The following is a 21,613-nucleotide window of genomic DNA, read 5'->3' as shown; positions in this document are numbered from 1 at the left end:
CGGCGCAGCGTGCCTCCAAACCCCATTCGCGCATGCGGCGCGAATCGCCCCCTGACTCAGGGGGCTGGATTGCAGTTCCATGGCTCGGGTGGCTTTGGTTTACCCGGAGGAGCGGCGTGAGCCGCGATCGGGCCTGCCCATGGAAGCCTCATCTCGGTTGACGCCGCTCCTGCAGCGGCGGGTATCGGGCTGCGCTCAGCCTGCTTCCAGATCCTCCGGCAGCACGCTGCGATAACCGAGTTCGTCCATCCGGCGCAGCCACAGCGCCAGCGCCTCCACGCTGCGACCGTGCGCAGCCCCCTCGTGCAGCAGCACGATCGCGCCGGGCCGCAGGCCGCCCTCCAGCCGGGTGACCACGATGGCGGGGTCCTGCTCGACCGTATCGAAGCCGCGCGTGCACCAGGCGACCCGCGCCAGGCCCTGCCGCTTCAGCACCGCGGCCACGAACGGGTTGGCCATACCGACAACCGCGCGGAACCAGCGCGGCGGCTGTCCGGCGAGTCCGGCGAGCACCGCCTGCGCCTCGCCGATCTGCCGCGCCAGCGCGCGCGGGCCCAGCATCCAGAACCTCGCCGACGGATGATCGAGGCTGTGATTGCCGATCGTGTGCCCGCGGCGGACGATCTCGCGCACCAGCGCAGGCCGCGCCTGCGCCCGCGCGGCGACCAGGAAGAAGGTCGCACGCGCGTGGTGCGCGTCGAGCAGGTCGAGGATCGCCTCGGTGTCGTCGGACGGGCCGTCGTCGATGGTCAGCCAGGCCGCCGGTTCGTCGACAGGCAGCCGCGTGAGCACCGGACCGAACAGTCGCGACTGAGGCTTCAGCGTGCCCCAGACCATCGCCGCGTGCGTCAGCAGCAACGCCGGCAGTCCCCAGTGCCAGCCGGCCCAGATCCACAGCGCCACCACCGCCAGCTGCGACGTGCCGAACAGCCACGCCCAGGCGCGAGGGCGACGCGGCGGACGATGCAGGAGCGGAGCGGACATGCGCCCGATCATGCCATGCCGAGCGCAAGCGGATGCCGGCCTTACCGACGACCCTGACCGCCAGGTCGCAGCCGGTAGAATCGCCGGATCTTCCGCGGACGGTGAACGCAGGCCATGCAGGGAATGCCCCGCTGGATCGTACTCGCACTCGCCCTGATGGCGCCGGTGGCGGCGGCCGACCCGGGCATCGATTTCGAACATCACGACTGGCTGCTGGCCTGCGACAACACCGGCACCTGCCGCGCGGCCGGCTACCAGTCCGAAGCCGCGACGCTGCCCGTCTCGGTCCTGCTCACGCGCCATGCGGGGCCAGGGCAACCGGTGAATGCCGTGGTCCAGATCGGCGAAGCCTGGGACGCATCCGAGCCATCCGCCGGGCCAGCATTTCCGCTGTCGCTGCGGATCGACGGCCGCGACCTCGGCACGGTCGCCGCCGGCAATGGCGACCTCGTGTCCGGCACGCTTTCTCCGGCGCAGACCGCGGCCCTGCTGGAGGCGCTCGCGCGCGATAGCCGGATCGAATGGACGTCTGCGGATGGAAAGGTCCATGTGCTTTCCGATCGTGGCGCCGCCGCCGTGCTGTTGAAGATGGACGAGGCGCAGGGCCGGGTCGGCACCCGTGGCGCGCTGCTGCGCCCGGGAACGCGCGACGAGTCCGCGGTGCCGCCGTCGCGTCCGCTGCCGGTGGTCCGCGCGCCGGCGACCGACGACACCGACATCGTGTTGCCGCCCGGCGAACGGGCCGCCCTGGTCCGCGAGCTGAAGGCGCAACTGGAGCCCGACGCCTGTCCTGATCTCTCCTCCGGACCCGATGCGGAGGCGGACGAGGATGCGGAGCGTCTCGCCGTTACCGGGCTGTCGCATGGCAAGCGCCTCGCATCGTTGCCCTGCTGGCTCGCCGCGTACAACGCCGGCAGCGCCTACTGGGTGATCGATGCGGACGCCCCCTACCGGCCGGTGCTGGTGACCACCAACGGCAGCGGCTACGGGGGTGGCCGGATCGACGCGTCGCACAAGGGACGCGGCCTCGGCGACTGCTGGAGCTCGCGAGGCTGGACCTGGGACGGCGTCGCGTTCGTCGTCAGCCACGAGCAGACCTCGGGGCTGTGCCGCGGCTTTCCGGGCGGGGCGTGGACGCTTCCGACCCGGGTGAGCGACGTGCGGGCGGGCGCGTCGGCCGCCGCACCGGCGGCCCACGGCGACGAAGGGTAAAATGGTGGGCTCCCACGCCCCACGGTATCCCGACATGTCCCTCGCCCCCGCCGTGCGCTCGCGCATCGAGTCCCTGCTGCAATCGAACAGGGTCGTCCTGTTCATGAAAGGCGCGCCAGATGCGCCGCAATGCGGCTTCTCGGCCAAGGCCGCCGGTGCGCTGAACGCGCTGCTGCCGGATGGCTACGCCCATATCGACGTGCTGTCCGACCCGGAAATCCGCGAGGGCATCAAGGAATACGGCCAGTGGCCGACGATCCCGCAGCTGTACATCGACGGTGAGCTGGTCGGTGGCAGCGACATCGTCGAGCAGATGCTGAATTCCGGCGAGCTGCACGGCGTGCTCGGACTGCCGGCCCCGGACCGCTCCCCGCCGAAGGTCAGCGTGACCACGGCCGCGCGGCAGATGCTGCGCGAGGCCGCCGCCAACGCCGGCGAAGGCTACGCGGTGCAGGTCGAGGTCGACCCGCGTTTCCAGACCCGCCTGCAACTGGCGCCGGCCGACGCCAACGCGATCGCGGTCGAGATCGACGGCCTGCGCCTGCAGTTCGACCTGGCCGGCGTGCGTCGCGCCGACGGCCTGTCGATCGACTGGGTCGACGACGAACGCGGCCGCGGACTGGTGATCGACAACCCGAACGCGCCGCCGAAGGTCCAGGCGATCACACCGGCCGACGCCGCCGAACGGGTCGCCGCCGGCACCCTGACCCTGGTCGACGTGCGTCCGGCTGCCGAACGCGAACTGGCCTCGGTCAGCCTTCCGTTCTCGACCCTCGACGAGGGCGGCATGCAGCGGCTGGAGACGCTCGACAAGGGCACGCCGATCGCCTTCCTGTGCCACCACGGCGGGCGCAGCGCGCAGGCGGCCGAGCACTTCCGCGGCCTCGGCTTCCGCGAGCTCTACAACGTCGAAGGCGGCATCGACGCCTGGGCCGATCTCGACAGCTCGATCGCGCGCTACTGAGCACTTACCCCTCATTCCGGACCACAAGCGTCGAGGCAACTCGACGCTTTTTTGTTGTCTTCACGCCGACCGAATCACTCCATCTGGTTGCGCACCTTTTACTTCTAGTTCCCAGCCTGTATGGGACGAGATCGTCAAGTTGGGGAAGTCTGGGGAGACTGAGGATGACGTTCTCCGACGCGTCCTCGGACTATCACCGGCTCCGGAAACGACATTGCCACCCTCTATCAGACGGGCAAAGACCGGCCGAGGTCGTTCACTGGCGACCGACAAGCACACGACGCATGTCGCGAATGGCTGTTTACATGTCCCGTTCGCGAGCGGGGCATTCAATGACTGGAAGCTCCCACTCAGAGGCGACAAGGCAGCTATCCGTAAAGTTCGAGACGCCGCCACAGCGCTTGCTGAGAAGCATGGAGCGACACCTGGACAGGCGGCTGCCGTAGAAGGACCCTGATTGAGTCCGGATATCACTTGATCAAGTGGCATCTCAATTGCCGCTCTCGTCACAGCGGAACGCTTGGAGCAGCGAGCGCTTTCAACTGATCATCTGCATATCGATTGGATATCGGCCTCACAAGCAGACGGCCCGCGTCCCGGCTGGGGCGCGGGCCGTCTGCATCGCGGCCTCAGGCGGCGCGGCGCAACGCGACCTGCGGGAAGTCCAGCGGCACGTCGAATGCGATGTTGACGTAGTTGGTGAACAGGTTCAGCGCGACATGGGCGAGGATCTCGACGATCGCCTCGTCGTCGAAGCCGGCGTCGCGCAGGGCCTGCACGTCGGCGTCGTCGAGCCGGGCGCGGCGCTCGACCACCTTCAGCGCGAACGCCAGTGCCGCCGCGGTCGCCGGGTCGTCGCTGTGGCCGGACTGGGCCCGGGCCATTTCCTCGGCACTGGCGCCGGCCTTGCGACCCAGCGCGGTGTGCGCGGCCAGGCAATAGCCGCACGCGTTGCGATTGGCGACCGCCACCGCGATCTGCTCGCCGAGCTTCGCCGGCAGGCGGCCGGAGCCCAGCGCACCGAAGCTGCCCCACAGCGCCGCCAACGCCGCCGGCGACTGCGCGACAGTGCGGAACATGTTCGGAACGACGCCGAAGGCGCCCTTGATCGCGTCAAGCTGAGGGCGGCTGGCGGCGGGCGCGGTGTCGACGGTGGTCATCGGAATGCGGGACATGGGGTTTCTCCTTGAAGGGGGTGGACGCCGGAAGCGGCGCCACGCCAATGTCGCGCAGATCACGAGACCTGAAGTCACGTATAGTCCGAAATATCAAACAAATCGTCCAGAACTCGCCTCCGGATCTCAAGCCCCTCCATGGACCGACTGCACGCCCTGCTCCAGCGCTTCAGTGTCAGCGCCGGCATGTTCCACTCCGGCCCGCTGTGCGGGATCAACGATTTCCCCGAGCATGCGGACGCCGGCCAGTTGCACCTGATCCGCCGCGGGCCGGTCGAGGTCTGGCACGGCGGCGACGCCCGCGACCTGATCGAGGTGCCGAGCCTGCTGCTGTATCCGCGGCCACGTGCGCATCGCCTGGTCACCGATCCGCAACACGGCGCCGACATGGCCTGCGCCAACGTCCGCCTCGGCGCGACGCCGGACAATCCGGTCACCCGCGCGCTGCCGCCGGTGGTGGTGATGCCGCTGGATGAGCTGGCCGGAGGCGCCGGGGTGCCGGAGCTGCTGTTCGAGGAGGCGTTCGGCGGCCTGTGCGGGCACCGCCACGTGGTCGACCGCCTGTTCGAGGTGGTGCTGGTGATGGTGCTGCGCCGGCTGATGGACCAGGGCCGGCTCGATGAGGGTCCGCTGGCGGGTCTGGCCGATCCCCAACTGGCGCGGGCGTTGACCGCGATGCACGAGTCGCCGCAGAGAGCTTGGACGCTGCCAGCCCTGGCCGCGTGCGCCGGGATGTCGCGCAGCCGCTTTGCCGAGGCGTTCGCACGTACCGTCGGCCAGACGCCCGCGGCCTACCTCGCCGGCTACCGGATCGCACTGGCGCAGGACCTGCTGCGTCGTGGCCGCCCCCTCGGGCTGGCCGCCGAGGCGGTCGGCTACGGCAGCGCGACCGCGCTGTCGCGCGCGTTCAGCCAGCACTGCGGAGTCGCGCCGAGGGCGTGGCTGAAATCGCTGCAGGGGCGTGCGACCGGCCGCTGAGGCTGGAAGCGGTCCGCGGAATCAGCCCCTGAATCCGCCGGCGTCGAGCCAGGCCTGCTCTTCGGCGGTGGTCTCGCGGCCGAGCACGGCGTTGCGGTGCGGGAAACGGCCGAAGCGTTCGATGATCTCCTTGTGCAGCACCGCCCACTTCTCGACGTCCTCGCCGTCCAGGTTGCGGTGCAGCTCGACCGAACGCTCCTGGTCGGCCAGGTCCTCGGAATGCTCGAACGGCAGGTAGAAGAACACCCGCAGCGCCGGATCGACCTCGGCGTCGTAGCCGCGATCGACCGCCTCGGCGGCGTAGCGGCGCGCCATCTCGTCGTAGGCGAACGCCCTGGCGGTGCCGCGATGGATGTTGCGCGGCATCTGGTCGAGCAGCAGCACCAGCGCGAGCGCGCCCTCGGCCGAGCCCATCCAGGCCTCGCCCTTGCCGGCGGCGGCATCGTCCATTGCATCCTCGAACGCCATCTCGCACATGTCGTCGAAGGTCTCGTCCTTGGCGAACCAGCGTTCCGGCCCGGCATCGCGCCAGAAATCGACGACTTCCCTTGCGGTCACGTTCACGGCAATACACCTCGTTGCTTGCGTGGGCGCCCTACCATAGGGCCTGCCGGCCGATCCCGGTAGACCGCGGCGATTTCGCGGTCCGCATCGCGGAGCGGCTCATCCGCGCCTGCGGTGCAGCGCCCACATGCAGACGGGCGTCGCGACCAGCGCCGGCAGCATCAGCACGCGCGCGACGCCGGCTCCGCCCCGGGCATCGGCGATGCCCAGCACGAACGCCACGCAGATCGACGCCACAAGCGCGGCGGCCAGCACCAGCGCATGGGCCAGCAGGCCGCCGCCGAGCGGACGCAGCAGCCCGGCGACCATGCCCGCGACTGCAGCCTGCACGCCTCCGAAGATCCAGCCGAACGGCAGCATCAACAGGCCGGCCTGCAATGCCTCCTGCGCCGGGACGCCGGACCCTTCGGCGAAGATCAACAGCGCCAGCCACAACGCCAGGGTCCCGACCGGCGGGCCGAGCAGCACGAACAGCGCGGCGCAAAGTACCGCATCGCGGGTCGCGTCCCAGGCCTGCGCCTGCCATGGCGGCGACAGCGGCTCCGACGCCGCTCTGCGCTCGATCACCAGCCGCCCGGTCGCAGCGGCCAACGGCAACGTCCCCAGCGCCAGCCAGGGCCATGCGTCAACGACGTTCAAGCGCCAGCCTCGGCCTCCGGCTCGGTCGCATCGCCGCCGTCCTCGCCATCGCCGTCCTCGTCCTCGTCGCCCAGCTGCATCTCCAACTCGCTGATCCAGGCCAGGGTCACGCTTTCCAGCGTCACCGCGTGGATCAGCGGGCGCAGCGCGCCGCCGGAATAGGACGCGGCGATGAAGCGGGCATAGCGCTCGCGGTAATCGAGCCAGCGCGCATGCGCCTGTTCGAACGTATGCAGGGCCTCGCCGTCGAGCTGCCGGCGCAGGTGCGCGACCACGCAGTCGAGTTCGGCATCGGTGCGGCGGAAGGCCAGCGTCGCCTCGTGGTCGATCGCATTGACCGGCGCCTCGTCCTCGCGGGCATGCCGTGCGACCTCCTCGGCCTTGCTGAAGTAGTTGTCGGCGATCCGCGCGGCGGTCTCGGCACGGCCGAGCAGCCGATGCTCGAAACGGCGCAGCTCCTCGAGACTGGTCTCGGCCGTCTCCAGGCCGCGCATCAGCGCGAGCAGCTTCTGGTGACGCTCGATCGCGTCGACCTCGCCCCGCCGCTCGACCCGTCGCTGGACGAAGTAGAACGCCCAGGTCAGCGCAGCGCCGACGATCAGATACAGCAGCTTTTCCATCCGTTCCCGCTCCTCGTTGCCGATCCTGCCACCGCGTGCCCCATGCACGCGCCCGTAGTCGGTACTTTTCCGTGCCGATAGTGTGCCCGCTGGAGGTCTCAGACACTGCGAACCGCCTCGCCGGCGGTCACAGATCCCGGGCCATGACCGCGTCGTCGTACTGCCGCTCGCCGATCTGGAACCGGCGCTCGCCGACCACGGCGAAACCGGCGCGCCGGTAGAACGCCTGCGCCCGCACGTTGCCGGCGTATACGCCCAGTGCCAGCCGCCGGCTGCCGCGCCGGCGGGCCTCCTCGACCGCCGCCTGCAGCAGCCGCGCGCCCAGCCCGCCCCCGTGGAAGCGGTGCAACAGGTAGATCCGCTTCAGTTCGAGGTCGTCGTCCTGCGGATCGGGCAACGGCAGCGCCGCCGGGGTCAGCACCGCGTAGCCGACCGGCGCGGCGCCGAGGGCTGTCTCGGCCAGCCACAGCGCGGCATCGGCGCGCTCCAGCCAGTCGACGTAGACCTGCACAGCGTGCTGGCGGCGGCAGTGGGCGAGGATGTCGGCGCCGTCGAGCACGCCGGCGAAGGTCTCCAGGAAGCTCGCCGCGCCGACCAGGGCGAGCGCGTCTGCGTCGCTTGCGCTGGCCGGGCGGACCCGGACCTCGACCGGGACCGCGCTCATTCGTCGAAGCGCAGGTGGCGGACCGATTTGCCGTGGCGGCGGATCAGCCGCAGCGCCTCGATGCCGACGTTGATGTGGGCATCGACGTAGTCGGCACTGACCCGGGCATCGGAGGCCTCGGTCTTCACCCCTTCCGGGATCATCGGCTGGTCGGAGACCAGCAGCAGCGCACCGCAGGGGATACGGTTGGCGAAGCCGGCGGCGAACACGGTCGCGGTTTCCATGTCGATCGCCATGCAGCGCATCGCGCGCAGCCGCTCCTTGAACGCGTCGTCGTGTTCCCAGACCCGGCGGTTGGTGGTGTAGACGGTACCGGTCCAGTAATCGTGCTCAAGGTCGCGGATCATCGTCGAGACCGCACGCTGCAGCGCGAACGCCGGCAATGCCGGCACCTCCGGCGGCAGGTAGTCGTCGCTGGTGCCCTCGCCGCGGATCGCCGCGATCGGCAGGATCAGGTCACCGAGCTGGTTCTTCTTCTTCAGCCCGCCGCACTTGCCGAGGAACAGCACCGCCTTCGGGCAGATCGCCGACAGCAGGTCCATCACGGTGGCGGCATTGGGGCTGCCCATGCCGAAGTTGATCATGGTGATGCCGTCGGCGGTCGCGCTGGGCATCGGCCGGTCGATGCCGACGATCTCTGCGCCGGTCAGGCGCGCGAACACGTTCAGATAGCCGCCGAAGTTGGTCAGCAGGATGTGCTCGCCGAACGCGTCCAGCGGTACCCCGGTGTAGCGCGGCAGCCAGTTCTCGACGATTTCTTCTTTGTGTTTCATGGGACATGGGTCGGTGCGGGGAACCCCGCCATCTTAGGGGCTGTCGCGTATTTCGCCGCCCCCTGTCCGACGCCCGGCCCGCCCATGACCTTCGTCAGGGTTGGCACCGCAGGCGCAGGCCTCTACGGTCGCTGGGTTGTCCACCGCTTCACTGGGGAATTGCCGACATGCTCCGATCCGCCCACGCCACGCTCGCCGTGGCGCTTGCCGCTGCGCTTGCCTGCGTACCGGCCGCTGCCGCCGACCGCAGCGACGCCGGGAAGCCGCGCGCTTCCGAATCGCGCTTCATCGACGACCCGTACCCGAGCACCTACGCGCCGATCGCGTCGCCGCCGGTGCTGATCCGCAACGCCACCGTGCTGACCGGCACCGGCCAGCGCCTGGACGGCGCCGACGTGCTGATGCGCGACGGCCGCATCGTCGAGGTCGGCCACGGGCTGTCCGCGGACGGAGCGACGCTCATCGACGGTACCGGCAAATGGGTCACCCCCGGCATCATCGACGTGCACTCGCACCTGGGCGTCTACGCCAGCCCCGGCGTCAACGCGCACGGCGACGGCAACGAGATGACCTCGCCGGTCACCGCCAACGTCTGGGCCGAGCATTCGGTCTGGCCGCAGGACCCGGGGTTTGCCGCGGCGCTGGCCGGCGGCGTGACCTCGCTGCAGATCCTGCCCGGCAGCGCCAACCTGGTCGGCGGCCGCGGCGTGACCCTGAAGAACGTGCCGGCCACCAGCTACCAGGCGATGAAGTTTCCCGGCGCGCCCTGGGGCCTGAAGATGGCCTGCGGCGAGAACCCCAAGCGCGTCTACGGCGGCCGCGGCACCGCGCCGGGCACGCGGATGGGCAACGTCGCCGGCTACCGCGCGGCCTTCATCGATGCCGCCGAGTACCTGGCCAAGAACAAGCCCCGCTCCGCCGATCGCGGCAAGCGCCGCTGGTGGCAGGGCGACGGCGACGGTGCGGACAGCGACCAGGCCACCGGCGGCAAGCGCGACCTCAAGCTCGACACCCTGGCCGGCGCGATCAACGGCGACATCCAGGTGCACATCCACTGCTATCGCGCCGACGAGATGACCACGATGCTCGACCTCGCCGACGAGTTCGGCTTCAAGGTCGCCGCGTTCCACCATGGCGTGGAGGCGTACAAGATCGCCGACAGGCTGGCCGCCGAAGGGGTCTGCGGCGCGCTGTGGGCCGACTGGTGGGGCTTCAAGATGGAGGCCTTTGATGGCATCCAGGAGAACATCGCCCTGGTCGACCGGCCAGAGGGCGGCTGCGCGATCGTGCATTCGGACTCCGCCGAGGGCATCCAGCGGCTGAACCAGGAGGCGGCCAAGGTGATCGCCCACGCGAAGCTGGCCGGGATCGACATCCCGCCCGAACGGGCGATCCGCTGGCTGACCTCGAACGCGGCCCGGTCGCTCGGCATCCTCGACCAGACCGGCACCCTGGAGCCGGGCAAGATGGCCGACGTCGTGGTCTGGAACCGCGAGCCGTTCAGCGTCTACGCCCGCGCCGAACAGGTCTATGTCGACGGCGCGCGGGTATTCGACCTCGCCGATCGCAACCGCCAGCCGGTATCGGATTTCATGCTCGGCCATGGCGCGACCGACCGCGCCGGCATCACCGGAGGTGTCGAATGAAGCGCTTCAGCCTGACCGCGCTCGCCGCGGCCGCCCTCGCCTTCTGCGCCCCCGCGGCGGCCCAGGACCTGCTGATCCGCAACGCCCGGGTCCACACCGGCACCGCGCAGAACGCGGCGGAGAGCGAGCGGCTGGAGACCGGCTGCGTGCTGGTTTCCGGCGGCGTGGTGCGGGAGGTATCCCCGGGTCATGCGGACACCTGCAACCGTTCCGCGATGCCCGGCGTCGAGGTGATCGACGCCGGCGGCCGCCACCTGACCCCGACGCTGTTCGGCGGCATCACCGGGATCGGCCTGGAGGAGGTTTCCGCGGAGGAGAGCACGGTCGACGCGTCGCTCGCGTTCGGCGCGGAGACCAAGCAGATGGTGGTGCGGCCGGAGTTCGACGTCACCTTCGCCTACAACCCGGCGTCGGTGCTGGTGCCGGTCAACCGCATCGAGGGCATCGGCTGGACCCTGCTTGGCGCCGGCAGCCCGGAGGGTGGATCGATCGTCGGCGGCCAGGGCGGTACCGTGCGGCTGGACGGCAGCGCCGACCCGATCGGCGACCGCGTGCTGTTCGTGCAGCTCGGCGGCGGTGCCTCCGGATTGAGCGGCAAATCGCGCGCGGCGCAATGGATGCTGCTCGACCAACTGGTCGACGAGGCGCGCGGGCGGATCCCGGCCGACGCCAACGCCGCCCTGCTGACGCCGGCCGGACGCCGTACCCTGCTGCGCTACCTCGATGGCGGCGGCCGGGTGATGGTCGACGTGGACCGTGCCGCCGACATCCGCCAGCTGCTGCGCTGGTCCAGGCGCCAGAACGTGCGCATCGCGATCGCCGGCGGTGCCGAGGCCTGGCCGCTGGCCAGCGAGATCGCCGCGGCGAAGGTGCCGGTGTTCGTCGATCCGCTCGCGAACCTGCCGTCCAGCTTCGATGCGATCCATTCCAGCTTCCAGAACGCCGCGCGGCTGGCCGCGGCCGGGGTGCAGGTCGGCTTCACCCAGGGCGGCGACGCATCGCACAACGCGCGCAAGATCCGCCAGCTGGCCGGCAACGCGGTGGCCCATGGATTGCCGTGGGAAAAGGGACTGGCCGGACTGACCTCGGTACCGGCGCAGGCACTGGGGCTGGCCGACCAGGCCGGCCGCATCGCAGTCGGCCAGCGCGCCGACCTGGTGCTGTGGAGCGGCGATCCGCTGGAGGTCAATGCCGTCGCGCTGCAGGTATGGATGAACGGTCGCGCGGTGCCGATGCGCAGCCGCCAGACCGAGCTGCGCGACCGCTACCTGCGTCCGCAGCCGCCGCGCGAACAGGGCGGCCTGCCGCGCGCGTACCCGGCGTCGGCCGAGCAATAGGAGTGAGAGCACAGGGGTGAGGAGCAAGTAAGCGGCAAACGCGTAGAGACGCTTCTCCTCTCGTTTCTCACTCCTCGTTTCCCGCTCCTCCCTTCTCGCCCAGCACCACCACCCGGTTGCGGCCGGCGTGCTTGGCCAGGTACATCGCCTCGTCCGCGCGCCGGATCAGCGAGTCCGCTGTGTCGTGCGGCGTGCATTCGACCACGCCGATGCTCAGGGTCAGCTTTACCGGCACCCCCATCACCCGGCGGCAGCGCGACTCGACCTCCGAACGCAGCCGTTCGGCGGTGCCGCGTGCCGCGGCCTGCGTCGCCCCCGGCAGGTACAGCAGGAACTCCTCGCCGCCGACCCGGCCGAGCTGGTCGCCGAGCCGGGCCTGGTCGCGGATCACCTCGACCACCGCGCGCAGGCAGGCATCTCCGACCGGGTGGCCATAGCCGTCGTTGATCGCCTTGAAGTGGTCGAGGTCGAGGAACAGCACCGCCAGCGGCTGGTGGCCGCGGCGGGTCTCGACCAGCGCACGCTCCAGCCGGCTGGTGATGCCGTCGCGGTTGAACGCCCCCGTCAGCCCGTCGCGCTCGGCATGGCGCTGCGCGGCGTCGCGCTCGCGCCGGAAGGTCAGCATGCGGTCGGCCAGACCGAGCACCAACACCACCGCCGCGAACGCCATCAGCAGCGGCAATCCATACTCCAGCCATGGCGTCAGCGGGATGCCCGCGCCCAGCTGGACGGTTCGCGCGGTCGACACGCTGACCATCGGCACCCAGGCGATCAGCACGAAACCGGCGTGGCGTCCGCCACGCAGCCAGACCACCGACAGGGTGACGATCGCCAGCAGGTTGGCCAGCAGCAACAGGCCGTTGCCCAGCGGCGGGAACCACGACTTGTCGCCCCCGGTCGGCAGCAGCAGCCCGATCAGCAACAGGCCGGGCAGCAGGAAGCCGACCAGCAGCAACGCACGGCTCAGGCGCGGCGCACGCGGCCGCAACTCGGCGAAGTCGAGCAGGAACAGCACGGTCACCATCGTCGACACGGTGGCGACGAACCAGATGCCCTGTACGCCGAAGCGCGCCAGCCACGCCAGCGCGGCCAGGCTGTAGGCGTCGCCGTACGCGCACAGCACGTACAGCAGCTGCAGCGCCATGCTCAGCGAGAACAGCAGGTAGACGCGCTCGCGCAGCAGCGACCAGAACAGCAGCACCGCCAGCGATACGCCGACCAGTATGCCGCCACTGCCCCACAGCAGGCGCAGGTGCGCCTGGTCCTGCACGGCATAGTCATGGGCATCGACGATCTCGACCGGCAACGGGTAACGCGCGCCCTCGACGCCGACGTAGAGCGGACCTTCGCCGTCGAACGGGAACACCAGCGCGCGCCGCGAATACGCCGGATCCGGTGTCGAGGAAAAGATCGATGCGGTCGTCGGCCGGTAATCCGGGGGCGCAGCGACCGTGACCTCGGCGCTGTACGGGTAGTAGACCAGCAGCACGCGCCGGGTCGGGCCGCGCTTCCTGGCGGGTGCGACCCGGGAAGCCGGTTCGGGCCGTATCCGCCACCAGCCGCCACCCTTGACCGCACCGTCCAGATGGACGGTCTGCGGCAGCGGCCGGAAGTGCTCGTCGCCGGCACTGGCCACGGTCTCCGCCGACAACGCCGAGGTGTCATCGACATGGCGGTCGATCCGGGCGATGCCGTCTCCTTGCCGGGGCGCGCACGCGACCAGCAGGATCGACAGCAGCACAAGCACGAGTCTGCGCATGGCGCTCCCGTATGCGTGGCTCCAGTCTCGGCCCGCAACGTCGTCATCGCAAGTCCGTGCGGCCCGGGCCGGTGGCAGGAGACGTACGCGGCGCTATCGTAGGCCCGAGTGGATCTTCCGCTTCACCCGCCCGACCCGGAGCCCGCGATGCCGCTGACCTGGTACTTCGACTTCATCTCGCCGTTCGCCTACCTGCAATGGCAGAAGATCAAGACGCTGCACGACAGCGGCGTGGCCGTCGAGCCGGTCCCGATCGTCTTCGCCGCGGTGCTGTCCGCGCGCGGCCAGAAAGGTCCCGCCGAGATTCCCGGCAAGCGCGAGTTCACCTATCGCCACGTGCTGTGGCAGGCGGTGCGCGAGGGAATCGAACTGCGTTTCCCGCCGGCGCATCCGTTCAATCCACTACCGTCGCTGCGGCTGTGCATCGCCGCCGGCAGCGGGATCGCGGCCGTCGACGCGATCTTCGACCGGATCTGGCGGCAGGGCGAGGCGGTCGACAGCGCCGGCGCGATCGCGCCGCTGGCACGGGCGCTCGGCATCCCGGCCGACGCGATCGACCGCGCCGACGTCAAGGATGCGCTGCGGGCCAACACCGGGCGCGCGCTGGACGCCGGCGTCTACGGAGTGCCGACACTGGCGATCGGCGACCAGTTGTTCTGGGGCAACGACGCGCACGATTTCGCGATGGCGGTGCTCGCCGATCCAGCATTGCCGGCATCGGCCGAGATGCAACGGGTATCGAGCTTGCCGGTCGGCGTCCAGCGACGCGGCTGAACGCCTGCGGACCATCCGCCCCGCAGGCGTTTGCGACGGCAGACAGAGAGCCCAAGCTGCGACGCGGTTCTCGCTCGCGATGTGTCGCGGCGCAACATGAGGCCGCCCGCGGTTAGGCCTATGCTGGCGCCAGACCGCTTCCGTGACCGCCTGGGATCGCATATGCGCATTGGACTAGTCGTCGACTCCGCCTGCGACCTGCCCCTCGGGTACCTGCAACAGCACAACATCACCATCCTGCCGATCACCGTGAGGATCGGGGAGGCGGTCCTGGCCGACCACCGCAACGAGCAGGCCACGCTGGAGTTCCTGCATGCCCACGTCGCCGAACGCGGCGCCGAGGCGGAAACGATGCCGTTCACGGTCCAGCAGATCCACGACCTGTTCCTGGAACGGCTGGTGATCGACTACGACTACGTCTTCTGCATGACGATCACCCGCTCGCGCAGTCCGATCTACGACAACGCTCAGCAGGCCGGTTTCGCGATTCTCAACGACTACAAGGCCACCCGCGCCGCCGCCGGCATCACCACGCCGTTCGCGCTGCGGGTGATCGACACCCAGAACCTGTTCGCCGCCCAGGGCATCACCGCCGTGGAGGCGGTGCGCCTGCGCGAGGCCGGCGAAGGCGCGCCGAAGATCCGCGCCCGCCTCGAGAACCTGGCCCTGCACACCCACGGCTACATGATCCCGCGCGACCTTTACTACCTGCGTGCACGGGCGCGCAAGAAGAACGACCGCAGCGTCAGCCTGCTCAGCGCGGCGCTGGGCAGCGCGCTGGACATCAAGCCGGTGCTGCACGGCTACCGCGGCGAAACCGGCCCGGCCGCCAAGATCAAGGGTTTCGAACCGGCGGTGGAGAAGCTGTTCGAGGTCACGATCGGACAGATCCACGCGGGACTGATGACCCCGACCGTCTGCATGAGCTATGGCGGCGAGCTGGAGGAGATGCGCGCGCTGCCCGGCTACGACGCGCTCCGGCAGGCCTGCGCGGAGCACAACATCGAGCTGTTCGAGAGCGTGATGAGCCTGACCGGGATGGTCAACGTCGGCAAGGGCGCGCTGGTCGTAGGTTTCGCCGCCGAGCGCGTGCCCTCTTTCGGCTAGGAGCACCGCCGCGGATGTGCGCAGGACGGGACTGAGCCGCGACGGAGCTTGCATGGAAAGCCCGATCGCGTCCCATGCCGCTCCTGCGTCAGGAAGTCCAGCTCCCTGAGTCGGGGGGGCGATTCGTGCCGCAGCCGCGAATTGAAGGAAGGCATGCTGCACCGCAGGTGTGGATGGGGGTGTGGGACGCAACCACGCGGCCCAAGGTATGCGCGGCAGACTTTGGAATTGCCGGGCACAGGCCGGGAAGCGCGGCTCGCGCCTATGGGCGGCGGCGCCCACGACTTTCGGCCCGGGGCCGGGCGGCCGCGGCCGGGTTAGGCTGCCGGGTCTTTTGTCGAGGAACCCGTGCCGATGATGTCCCGCCGCCTGCTCGCCGTCGCGCTCGCCAGCGCACTGTCCGTCCCCGCCGTGCCCGCGTGGTCGCAGGATGCGCCGCCCGTCGACAAGGACGAAGAGGCGCAACTGGAACAGGACGCGCTCGAGCCGGTCGCCGCCGATCCGGCCGAAGCCCCGCCACAGTCGGCCAGGGGCCGGCGCAAGCCGGGCGGGAACGGCGCCGAGGAGCCGGCCTGGGACGTCAACGCGCCGCACGGCCCGGTCAGGACCGTGCGCTTCGAGACCGACGAAGGCACCTGGATGGACGTGGACGTGTCGCCGGATGGCCGCAGCGTCGCGTTCTCCCTGCTCGGCGACCTCTACACCCTGCCGATCGGCGGCGGCAGCGCGCGCCGGATCACTTCCGGTCCCGCCTGGGACGTGCAGCCGCGGTTCTCGCCGGACGGCCGCGAACTGGCCTTCACCTCCGACCGTGGCGGCGGCAACAACCTGTGGCGGGTCGGCGTCGATGGCCACGACCCGGTGCAGGTCACGAAGGAGGACTTCCGCCTGCTCAACAACCCGGCGTGGACACCGGATGGCCGCTTCATCATCGGCCGCAAGCACTTCACCTCCGAGCGCTCGCTCGGTGCCGGCGAGCTGTGGCAGTACCACGTCAGCGGCGCCGCGGCCGGCGGCGGCCTGCAGTTGACCGAGAAGAAGAACGACCAGCAGGACCTCGGCGAACCGGCGGTGTCGCCGGACGGCCGCCATGTCTACTTCTCCGAGGACGTCAGTCCCGGCCCGACCTTCCAGTACAACAAGAACCCGCATGGCCTGATCTACGCGATCAAGCGGCTGGACCGCGAGACCGGCGAGGTCGAGACCCTGGTCGCCACCCCCGGCGGCGCGGTCCGCCCGCAGCCGTCGCCGGACGGCCGCTCGCTCGCGTTCGTCAAGCGCGTGCGCGAGAAGTCGGTGCTGCATCTGCTCGACCTGGAGAGCGGCGAGGTTCGTCCGGTCTGGGACGGCCTCTCGCACGATCAGCAGGAAGCGTGGGCGATCTTCGGACCGTACGCGAACTTCGACTGGACCCCCGACAGCAAGGCGGTGGTGATCTGGGCACAGGGCAAGCTGTGGCGGGTCGACATGGCCAGCGGCCAGGCGCGCGACATTCCCTTCACCGCCAGCGTCGAGCAGACCGTGGCCGAGCCGCTGCGCTTCGCCCAACGCATCGACGAAGGCAGCTTCGCTCCGAAGATGATCCGCGACGTCGCCACCAGCGCCGACGGCCGCAGTGTGGTGTTCCACGCGGTCGGCCAGCTGTGGCGCAAGCGCCTGCCCGACGGCCGTCCCGAGCGGCTGACGTCCAATGCCAACGTCCACGAGTACCAGCCCAGTTTCAGTCCCGACGGCCGCCAGCTGCTGTACACGACCTGGTCGGACGCCGGCATGGGCGCGATCTACGTCCGCAGCGCCGACGGCGGCGGCAGCGGCCGGCGGCTGACCCAGGAGAAGGGCTTCTACTACGGCCCGCGCTTCTCGCCGGACGGCCGGCGGATCGTCTACAGCAAGTCCGGTGGCGGCGGCCTGACCGGTTCGTTGTGGTCGGGCGACCGCGGCGTCTACGTGATGCCCGCCGCTGGTGGCGAGCCGGTGCGCGTCGCCGATTCGGGCGAGACCCCGCAGTTCAGCGCCGATGGCGAGCGCATCTACTACCTGACCGGCGGCGGCCTGGAAAAGAAGCTGATGTCGGTGGGACTGAACGGCGAAGACCCGCGCGAGGTGTTCAACCTCAAGTACGTCGATTCGGTCAGCCTGTCGCCGGACGGCAAGTGGGTCGCGTTCACCGAGCTGTTCAACGCCTACGTCGCGCCGCTCGCCACCGCCGGCAAGCCGGTCGAGCTGAGCAAGGACACCAAGGCGGTACCGGTGACCCGGGTCAGCGCGAACGTCGGCAGCTATCTGCACTGGGCCGCCGACAGCCGCTCGCTGCACTGGATGGTCGGCGACCGCTACTTCTCGCGAGAACTGAAGGACAGCTTCGCGTTCCTGCCCGGCGCCCCCGCGGCGCTGCCCGAGCCGAACAACGACGGCGGCATAGCGATGGGCCTGCAGGTGCCGGTCGATGCGCCGAAGGACGTGGTTGCGTTCACCAACGCCCGCATCGTGACGATGCGCGATGCCGAGAACCGCGAGGAGGTGATCGAAAGCGGCACCGTGCTGGTGCGCGGCGACACTATCGAAGCGGTCGGCAGCAACGTCGCGGTCCCCGCCGACGCGCGGGTGATCGACGCCAGCGGCAAGACCATCGTGCCCGGCTACATCGACGTGCACGCGCACGCGGCGCACTTCGGCCAGGGCGTGGTGCCGCAGCAGAACTGGGCCTACTACACCAACCTGGCGTTCGGCATCACCACGATGCACGATCCGTCGGCGACCACCGAGTTCGTGTTCTCCGAGAGCGAGCTGCAGAAGGCCGGGCGCATGGTCGGCCCGCGCGTGTTCTCGACCGGCACGATCCTGTACGGTGCCGACGGCGACTTCAAGGCGGTGGTCGATTCGCTCGACGACGCCCGCGGCCATCTGTCGCGGATGAAGGCCAACGGCGCGTTCTCGGTGAAGAGCTACAACCAGCCGCGCCGCGACCAGCGCCAGCAGATCAACCAGGCCGCGCGCGAACTGGGCATGCTGGTGGTCGAGGAAGGCGGCAGCACCTTCCACCACAACATGACGATGATCCTCGACGGCGCCACCAGCATCGAGCACAACATCCCGGTCGCGCCGCTGTACAAGGACGTCGTGCAGCTGTGGTCGCAGACCGACGTGCGCAACACCCCGACCCTGGTGGTCAGCTACGGCGGCCTGTCCGGCGAATACTGGTGGTACGCGCGCGACAATGTCTGGGAAGACCCGAAGCTCAACCGCTTCTTCCCGCGCGAGACCCTGGACGCGCGCAGCATCCGCCGCGAGACCGCGCCGGACTGGGACTACTGGCACGTCGAGGTCGCCAAGGCGGCGAAGACGCTGCGCGATGCCGGCGTACGGATCCAGGTCGGCGGCCACGGCCAGTTGCAGGGCCTGTCGCCGAACTGGGAAACGTGGATGCTGACCCAGGGTGGCTTCAGCAACTTCGAGGCGCTGCGTGCGGCGACCTTCGACGGCGCCGACCTGCTCGGCCTGTCGGGCCAGATCGGCTCGATCGAGGCCGGCAAGCAGGCCGACCTGGTGGTGTTGAACTCCAATCCGCTGGAGAACATCCGCAGCACGATCGATACCCGCTACGTGATGGTCGACGGCCGCCTGTTCGATGTCGACGCCGACATGGCCGAGATCGGCAACCGTGGCGAAGCCGCGCCGCAGTTCTACTGGCAACGGCACCGCGACGGCCAGACCTTCGGCGTCGAATTCGGCCCGACCGCGATCTGCCACTGCCCGAAGGGGCACGGTGCGCCGGGCGGGCACGTGCATTGATGGGACGATATCCGGCTGCGCCCGGATCTCCCCCGGGGTCTGCCATGCAGGCCCCGGCCTACGGGCATGTTTGCGCCTCCACATCCCCATTCGCACCTGACTCTGGGGGCTGCGTCCGAGCCCTGGTGCTGTAGGAACAGCGTGAGCCGCGATGGGGCTTTCATGGGAGGCACTCGCGGCTTACGCCGCTCCTACAGAGAGGGGACTCATCCCGACTGGTGGGAGCCGGAGGTCGGCGGCACGCTGCGGCAACCGTCCTAGTCCTGTGAAACCTGTAGGAGTGGCGTAAGCCGCAATCCCCGGGCTGCACCCGGGAATCCCCGGATTTTGCTGCGCGAACCTTGGGCCCTGCCGTTGCGCTTCCACCCCCCATTCGCGACTGCGTTACGAGCCGCGCTCATGGGATGGCGATCGCAGCCGCGGGCTTTAACGCGCTGCGAATGCCCGATGCCCTAGCCTGACCACAGCCAACCGCACGAAAGGATCCCATGGCGGCCCGCTACTACCTCACCCTTCCCGATGGCAACGCCGCACGCGGCGAGGAGCCGTCGCTGTCGTTCACCGCCCAGGGCGGCGAGGCTTTCGCAGAGCAGCTGCAGGATGCGCTGCGCCACGACGCACTGTTCGAACGCTGGCGACTGATGCAGGACGATCCCGACGAGGTCGACCCCACGCTGGGCGCCACCGACCCAGACGCCACGGTCAGCGGCGAACAGCACCACCTGCGCATCAACCTGGTGGCGACCACATCGCTGCCCGGACGCGTGCTCAAGCACCGCATGCGGCTGCTGGCCGGGCGGCATTGGGAACTGCGCGACGTGACCTCGGCCTGAGCCGCCAAGCGCGCAGCGAACAAACGCGCTCGCAGGAGCAGCGTAAGCCGCGACGGGCCTTCATGGGAGCACCCCATCGCGGCTTTCGCCGCTCCTACGGGTCCTGCGAGGCCCAGTCTGAACGATCGAGGCGATAGACGAAGCAGTCGTCGTCGCCGAACCAGCGCCGTTCGACGAAGCGGAACCCGAACCGCTCGTAGAACGCATGCGCGCGCACGTTCGACGCCAGCGGATCGATCAGCGCCGCCACCACCTCGTCGGCGGCGAAGCATCGCACCAGCGCCTGCCGCATCATCTCCGTGCCGAAACCGCGGCCGAGATCGGAAGCCTCGCCGATCCAGATGTCGATCGCCCGCAGGTCGGCGGCTACCTCGCCCCAGTAGTGGCTGTCCTCGCGCGCCGGGTCGATGATCTGGATGAACCCAAGCGGCCGCCAGCCCGCGCCGTCGTCGACCTCGGCGATCAACAGCTCGCGCCAGTCCGGCCTGCGCCGCAATTCGGTCTCCCAACCCCAGTCGTCGTTCGGGTCGGCGGCGACCACGTGCGGCTGCTCGTCCCAATGGCGCAGCAGGTCCAGGTCGTTCTCGTCCGCATCGCGCAGGCGCACGCGGTCGCGCATCGGCTCAGCCTCCCGGCGTGTCGAACTCGGCATGCAGGCGTCCTCCTTTCTTCAGCCACGGCGTCACCATGCCGCGTGCGCGTCCGGGTTCGCGATGGAACAGCCCGACCCGCACCGCGAAGACCAGATCGAAGCGGCCGTGCTCGCGGCAGTAGTCGCCCAGGTCCAGATGTTCGAGCTCGGCGATGCGGAATTCGACGATACCGGCCTCGACATGGGCCGCGTTGCGGCGGCGCGCGGCAGCGATCATCTTCGGCGAGCGGTCGATCGCCAGCAGTCGCCCGCCGGAGAGCCGCTCGCACACGTAGCCGGCAGCCACGCCGTGGCCGCAACCGATCTCCAGCACGTGCGCGCCTGGGCGGATATCCAGCGCATCGACGACCCGCCGCAGGCGCCCGCCCATCTCAGCCGCCCCGGTCCGACCAGACCGCCAGCTCGTTGCCGGCCGGGTCGGCGAAATGGAAGCGACGGCCGCCGGGGAATGCGAAGATCGGCTTGACCACGCGCCCACCGCAGGCGACGACGGTGTCGAGCGTCGCCTCCAGATCCTCGGCGTACAGCACCACCAGCGCGGCGCCGGCGGCGGCGCTGGAACTGAGCGGCGCACGATGGAAGCCGCCGTCCATCTGGCCGTCGTTGAACGCGGCATAGTCGGGCCCATAGTCGGTGAAGCTCCAGTCGAATGCCTTCGAGTAGAACGCCTTGACGGCGTCCAGATCACTGGCGGCGAATTCGATGTAGTTGATCGTGCGGTCGGCGGGCATGGCAATCTCCTGGGGCAGGGTTCAGGCGCGCCGGTGCCACTCGCCCAGCGGTACCAGCACGGCCGGTTCGCGCGGCCGCTGCAGCAGCTCCGGCAACCGCGCCTCGTAGGCCTCGCGATACGGCTTAGCCTGGCGCTGCAGGAACGCATCGACCGATGCTTCGCGCCAGCGCTCGTACAACGTGAACAGGTTCGGATCCTGCGCATCGCGATGCAGGTGGCAGGATACGAAGCTGTCTTCCTGCGACATCTTCTCGATGACCGCGGTCACCGCCTCGCGCCATTCGTCGACGCGCTCCGGCTTGACGTGAAGTTTGACGTAGAAGACCAGATCCTCGTTGAGCATTGGCACTGCCTGTCAGTTTGCTGATGCGTGCAACGATACCGCGCCTTCATCCGCACGATGACAA

At 69.7% G+C, this 21,613-nt stretch carries 21 protein-coding genes; 9 read left to right on the top strand and 12 right to left on the bottom strand.

Annotation, left to right across the window (positions count from 1 at the left end):
- Positions 1–195 precede the first annotated feature (195 nt).
- Positions 196–984, bottom strand: a complete 789-nt coding sequence (locus L3V18_RS10395; RefSeq protein WP_237054624.1) for a polysaccharide deacetylase family protein — start codon at positions 982–984, stop codon at positions 196–198.
- A gap of 123 nt (positions 985–1,107) precedes the next feature.
- On the opposite strand from L3V18_RS10395, the gene L3V18_RS10390 reads away from it, so the two are divergent.
- Together L3V18_RS10390 and grxD are read left to right on the top strand one after the other, a co-directional pair.
- Positions 1,108–2,196 carry a DUF1176 domain-containing protein gene (locus L3V18_RS10390; protein ID WP_237054623.1) on the top strand — a complete coding sequence of 363 codons (1,089 nt, stop codon included), beginning with the start codon at positions 1,108–1,110 and terminating at the stop codon, positions 2,194–2,196.
- Between the two features lie 34 nt (positions 2,197–2,230).
- Positions 2,231–3,160, top strand: coding sequence for a Grx4 family monothiol glutaredoxin (grxD, locus tag L3V18_RS10385; protein ID WP_237054622.1), 930 nt, complete (start codon positions 2,231–2,233; stop codon positions 3,158–3,160).
- A gap of 629 nt (positions 3,161–3,789) precedes the next feature.
- Here grxD and L3V18_RS10380 read toward each other — a convergent pair.
- A complete protein-coding gene (locus L3V18_RS10380) occupies positions 3,790–4,320 on the bottom strand; it encodes a carboxymuconolactone decarboxylase family protein (RefSeq protein WP_425493510.1) in 531 nt (176 codons plus the stop codon).
- Positions 4,321–4,473: 153 nt separating this feature from the next.
- Between L3V18_RS10380 and L3V18_RS10375 the strand changes: the two genes are divergently transcribed.
- Positions 4,474–5,313: an AraC family transcriptional regulator gene (locus tag L3V18_RS10375; RefSeq protein ID WP_237054620.1), complete on the top strand. Its 840-nt coding sequence runs from the start codon at positions 4,474–4,476 to the stop codon at positions 5,311–5,313.
- 21 nt (positions 5,314–5,334) lie between these two features.
- Here L3V18_RS10375 and L3V18_RS10370 read toward each other — a convergent pair whose 3' ends face one another.
- The 5 genes from L3V18_RS10370 to L3V18_RS10350 form a co-directional block, all read right to left on the bottom strand.
- Positions 5,335–5,877, bottom strand: coding sequence for a DUF924 family protein (locus L3V18_RS10370; RefSeq protein WP_237054619.1), 543 nt, complete (start codon positions 5,875–5,877; stop codon positions 5,335–5,337).
- A gap of 99 nt (positions 5,878–5,976) precedes the next feature.
- Positions 5,977–6,516, bottom strand: a complete 540-nt coding sequence (locus L3V18_RS10365) for a hypothetical protein (RefSeq protein WP_237054618.1) — start codon at positions 6,514–6,516, stop codon at positions 5,977–5,979.
- Positions 6,513–7,136, bottom strand: a complete 624-nt coding sequence (locus L3V18_RS10360) for a lysozyme inhibitor LprI family protein (RefSeq protein WP_237054617.1) — start codon at positions 7,134–7,136, stop codon at positions 6,513–6,515. Before L3V18_RS10360 ends, L3V18_RS10365 begins: the two co-directional genes overlap by 4 nt.
- A gap of 127 nt (positions 7,137–7,263) precedes the next feature.
- Entirely contained in the window at positions 7,264–7,800 is a 537-nt protein-coding gene (locus tag L3V18_RS10355; RefSeq protein WP_237054616.1) for a GNAT family N-acetyltransferase, read from the bottom strand.
- Positions 7,797–8,573 carry an AMP nucleosidase gene (locus tag L3V18_RS10350; protein ID WP_237054615.1) on the bottom strand — a complete coding sequence of 259 codons (777 nt, stop codon included), beginning with the start codon at positions 8,571–8,573 and terminating at the stop codon, positions 7,797–7,799. The genes L3V18_RS10355 and L3V18_RS10350 overlap by 4 nt, the downstream gene beginning before the upstream one ends.
- Before the next feature lie 167 nt (positions 8,574–8,740).
- On the opposite strand from L3V18_RS10350, the gene L3V18_RS10345 reads away from it, so the two are divergent.
- Positions 8,741–10,219, top strand: a complete 1,479-nt coding sequence (locus tag L3V18_RS10345) for an amidohydrolase (RefSeq protein ID WP_237054614.1) — start codon at positions 8,741–8,743, stop codon at positions 10,217–10,219.
- Positions 10,216–11,556, top strand: a complete 1,341-nt coding sequence (locus L3V18_RS10340) for an amidohydrolase family protein (RefSeq protein WP_237054613.1) — start codon at positions 10,216–10,218, stop codon at positions 11,554–11,556. The genes L3V18_RS10345 and L3V18_RS10340 overlap by 4 nt, the downstream gene beginning before the upstream one ends.
- A gap of 67 nt (positions 11,557–11,623) precedes the next feature.
- Here the strand turns inward: L3V18_RS10340 and L3V18_RS10335 are convergent, their stop codons facing one another.
- Positions 11,624–13,315 carry a sensor domain-containing diguanylate cyclase gene (locus tag L3V18_RS10335; RefSeq protein ID WP_237054612.1) on the bottom strand — a complete coding sequence of 564 codons (1,692 nt, stop codon included), beginning with the start codon at positions 13,313–13,315 and terminating at the stop codon, positions 11,624–11,626.
- Positions 13,316–13,462: 147 nt separating this feature from the next.
- On the opposite strand from L3V18_RS10335, the gene L3V18_RS10330 reads away from it, so the two are divergent.
- From L3V18_RS10330 to L3V18_RS10315, 4 genes are all read left to right on the top strand, one after another.
- The gene (locus L3V18_RS10330) at positions 13,463–14,089 is read left to right on the top strand and encodes a 2-hydroxychromene-2-carboxylate isomerase (protein WP_237054611.1); all 627 of its coding nucleotides are present in this window, start codon (positions 13,463–13,465) and stop codon (positions 14,087–14,089) included.
- A gap of 162 nt (positions 14,090–14,251) precedes the next feature.
- Positions 14,252–15,196, top strand: coding sequence for a DegV family protein (locus L3V18_RS10325; protein WP_237054610.1), 945 nt, complete (start codon positions 14,252–14,254; stop codon positions 15,194–15,196).
- Between the two features lie 354 nt (positions 15,197–15,550).
- Positions 15,551–18,988, top strand: coding sequence for an amidohydrolase family protein (locus tag L3V18_RS10320; protein WP_237054609.1), 3,438 nt, complete (start codon positions 15,551–15,553; stop codon positions 18,986–18,988).
- Between the two features lie 488 nt (positions 18,989–19,476).
- Positions 19,477–19,821 (top strand): hypothetical protein, encoded by a 345-nt coding sequence (locus L3V18_RS10315; protein WP_237054608.1) that lies wholly within the window; start codon positions 19,477–19,479, stop codon positions 19,819–19,821.
- A 94-nt stretch (positions 19,822–19,915) separates the two neighbouring features.
- On the opposite strand, the gene L3V18_RS10310 is transcribed toward L3V18_RS10315, so the two are convergent.
- Genes L3V18_RS10310 through L3V18_RS10295 form a run of 4 tightly spaced genes read right to left on the bottom strand, consistent with a single transcriptional unit; the run spans position 19,916 to position 21,549 of the window.
- Positions 19,916–20,473, bottom strand: coding sequence for a GNAT family N-acetyltransferase (locus L3V18_RS10310; protein ID WP_237054607.1), 558 nt, complete (start codon positions 20,471–20,473; stop codon positions 19,916–19,918).
- Complete coding sequence (locus L3V18_RS10305; RefSeq protein WP_237054606.1) at positions 20,445–20,843, bottom strand: class I SAM-dependent methyltransferase; 399 nt, start codon at positions 20,841–20,843, stop codon at positions 20,445–20,447. Before L3V18_RS10305 ends, L3V18_RS10310 begins: the two co-directional genes overlap by 29 nt.
- A gap of 1 nt (position 20,844) precedes the next feature.
- Positions 20,845–21,204 (bottom strand): VOC family protein, encoded by a 360-nt coding sequence (locus tag L3V18_RS10300; protein WP_237054605.1) that lies wholly within the window; start codon positions 21,202–21,204, stop codon positions 20,845–20,847.
- Positions 21,205–21,225: 21 nt separating this feature from the next.
- Positions 21,226–21,549: a putative quinol monooxygenase gene (locus tag L3V18_RS10295; RefSeq protein ID WP_237054604.1), complete on the bottom strand. Its 324-nt coding sequence runs from the start codon at positions 21,547–21,549 to the stop codon at positions 21,226–21,228.
- Positions 21,550–21,613: the final 64 nt, after the last annotated feature.

The sequence above is a fragment of the Marilutibacter chinensis genome (assembly GCF_021725675.1).
GTDB classification, from domain to species: Bacteria; Pseudomonadota; Gammaproteobacteria; order Xanthomonadales; family Xanthomonadaceae; genus Marilutibacter; species Marilutibacter chinensis.
The sequence above is the reverse complement of the archived record's forward strand: the minus strand, read 5'-3'. Positions and strand labels throughout refer to the sequence as shown.

What these genes read in the sequence shown, in the direction of transcription:
- grxD (WP_237054622.1), top strand. Translation starts at nt 2,231, where the DNA reads ATGTCCCTCGCCCCCGCCGTGCGCTCGCGCATCGAGTCCCTGCTGCAA.
- L3V18_RS10300 (WP_237054605.1), bottom strand. Translation starts at nt 21,204, where the DNA reads ATGCCCGCCGACCGCACGATCAACTACATCGAATTCGCCGCCAGTGAT.
- L3V18_RS10335 (WP_237054612.1), bottom strand. Translation starts at nt 13,315, where the DNA reads ATGCGCAGACTCGTGCTTGTGCTGCTGTCGATCCTGCTGGTCGCGTGC.
- L3V18_RS10320 (WP_237054609.1), top strand. Translation starts at nt 15,551, where the DNA reads ATGATGTCCCGCCGCCTGCTCGCCGTCGCGCTCGCCAGCGCACTGTCC.
- L3V18_RS10330 (WP_237054611.1), top strand. Translation starts at nt 13,463, where the DNA reads ATGCCGCTGACCTGGTACTTCGACTTCATCTCGCCGTTCGCCTACCTG.
- L3V18_RS10305 (WP_237054606.1), bottom strand. Translation starts at nt 20,843, where the DNA reads ATGGGCGGGCGCCTGCGGCGGGTCGTCGATGCGCTGGATATCCGCCCA.
- L3V18_RS10310 (WP_237054607.1), bottom strand. Translation starts at nt 20,473, where the DNA reads ATGCCGAGTTCGACACGCCGGGAGGCTGAGCCGATGCGCGACCGCGTG.
- L3V18_RS10325 (WP_237054610.1), top strand. Translation starts at nt 14,252, where the DNA reads ATGCGCATTGGACTAGTCGTCGACTCCGCCTGCGACCTGCCCCTCGGG.
- L3V18_RS10360 (WP_237054617.1), bottom strand. Translation starts at nt 7,136, where the DNA reads ATGGAAAAGCTGCTGTATCTGATCGTCGGCGCTGCGCTGACCTGGGCG.
- L3V18_RS10375 (WP_237054620.1), top strand. Translation starts at nt 4,474, where the DNA reads ATGGACCGACTGCACGCCCTGCTCCAGCGCTTCAGTGTCAGCGCCGGC.
- L3V18_RS10350 (WP_237054615.1), bottom strand. Translation starts at nt 8,573, where the DNA reads ATGAAACACAAAGAAGAAATCGTCGAGAACTGGCTGCCGCGCTACACC.
- L3V18_RS10315 (WP_237054608.1), top strand. Translation starts at nt 19,477, where the DNA reads ATGGCGGCCCGCTACTACCTCACCCTTCCCGATGGCAACGCCGCACGC.
- L3V18_RS10390 (WP_237054623.1), top strand. Translation starts at nt 1,108, where the DNA reads ATGCCCCGCTGGATCGTACTCGCACTCGCCCTGATGGCGCCGGTGGCG.
- L3V18_RS10395 (WP_237054624.1), bottom strand. Translation starts at nt 984, where the DNA reads ATGTCCGCTCCGCTCCTGCATCGTCCGCCGCGTCGCCCTCGCGCCTGG.
- L3V18_RS10355 (WP_237054616.1), bottom strand. Translation starts at nt 7,800, where the DNA reads ATGAGCGCGGTCCCGGTCGAGGTCCGGGTCCGCCCGGCCAGCGCAAGC.
- L3V18_RS10340 (WP_237054613.1), top strand. Translation starts at nt 10,216, where the DNA reads ATGAAGCGCTTCAGCCTGACCGCGCTCGCCGCGGCCGCCCTCGCCTTC.
- L3V18_RS10295 (WP_237054604.1), bottom strand. Translation starts at nt 21,549, where the DNA reads ATGCTCAACGAGGATCTGGTCTTCTACGTCAAACTTCACGTCAAGCCG.
- L3V18_RS10345 (WP_237054614.1), top strand. Translation starts at nt 8,741, where the DNA reads ATGCTCCGATCCGCCCACGCCACGCTCGCCGTGGCGCTTGCCGCTGCG.
- L3V18_RS10380 (WP_425493510.1), bottom strand. Translation starts at nt 4,320, where the DNA reads ATGACCACCGTCGACACCGCGCCCGCCGCCAGCCGCCCTCAGCTTGAC.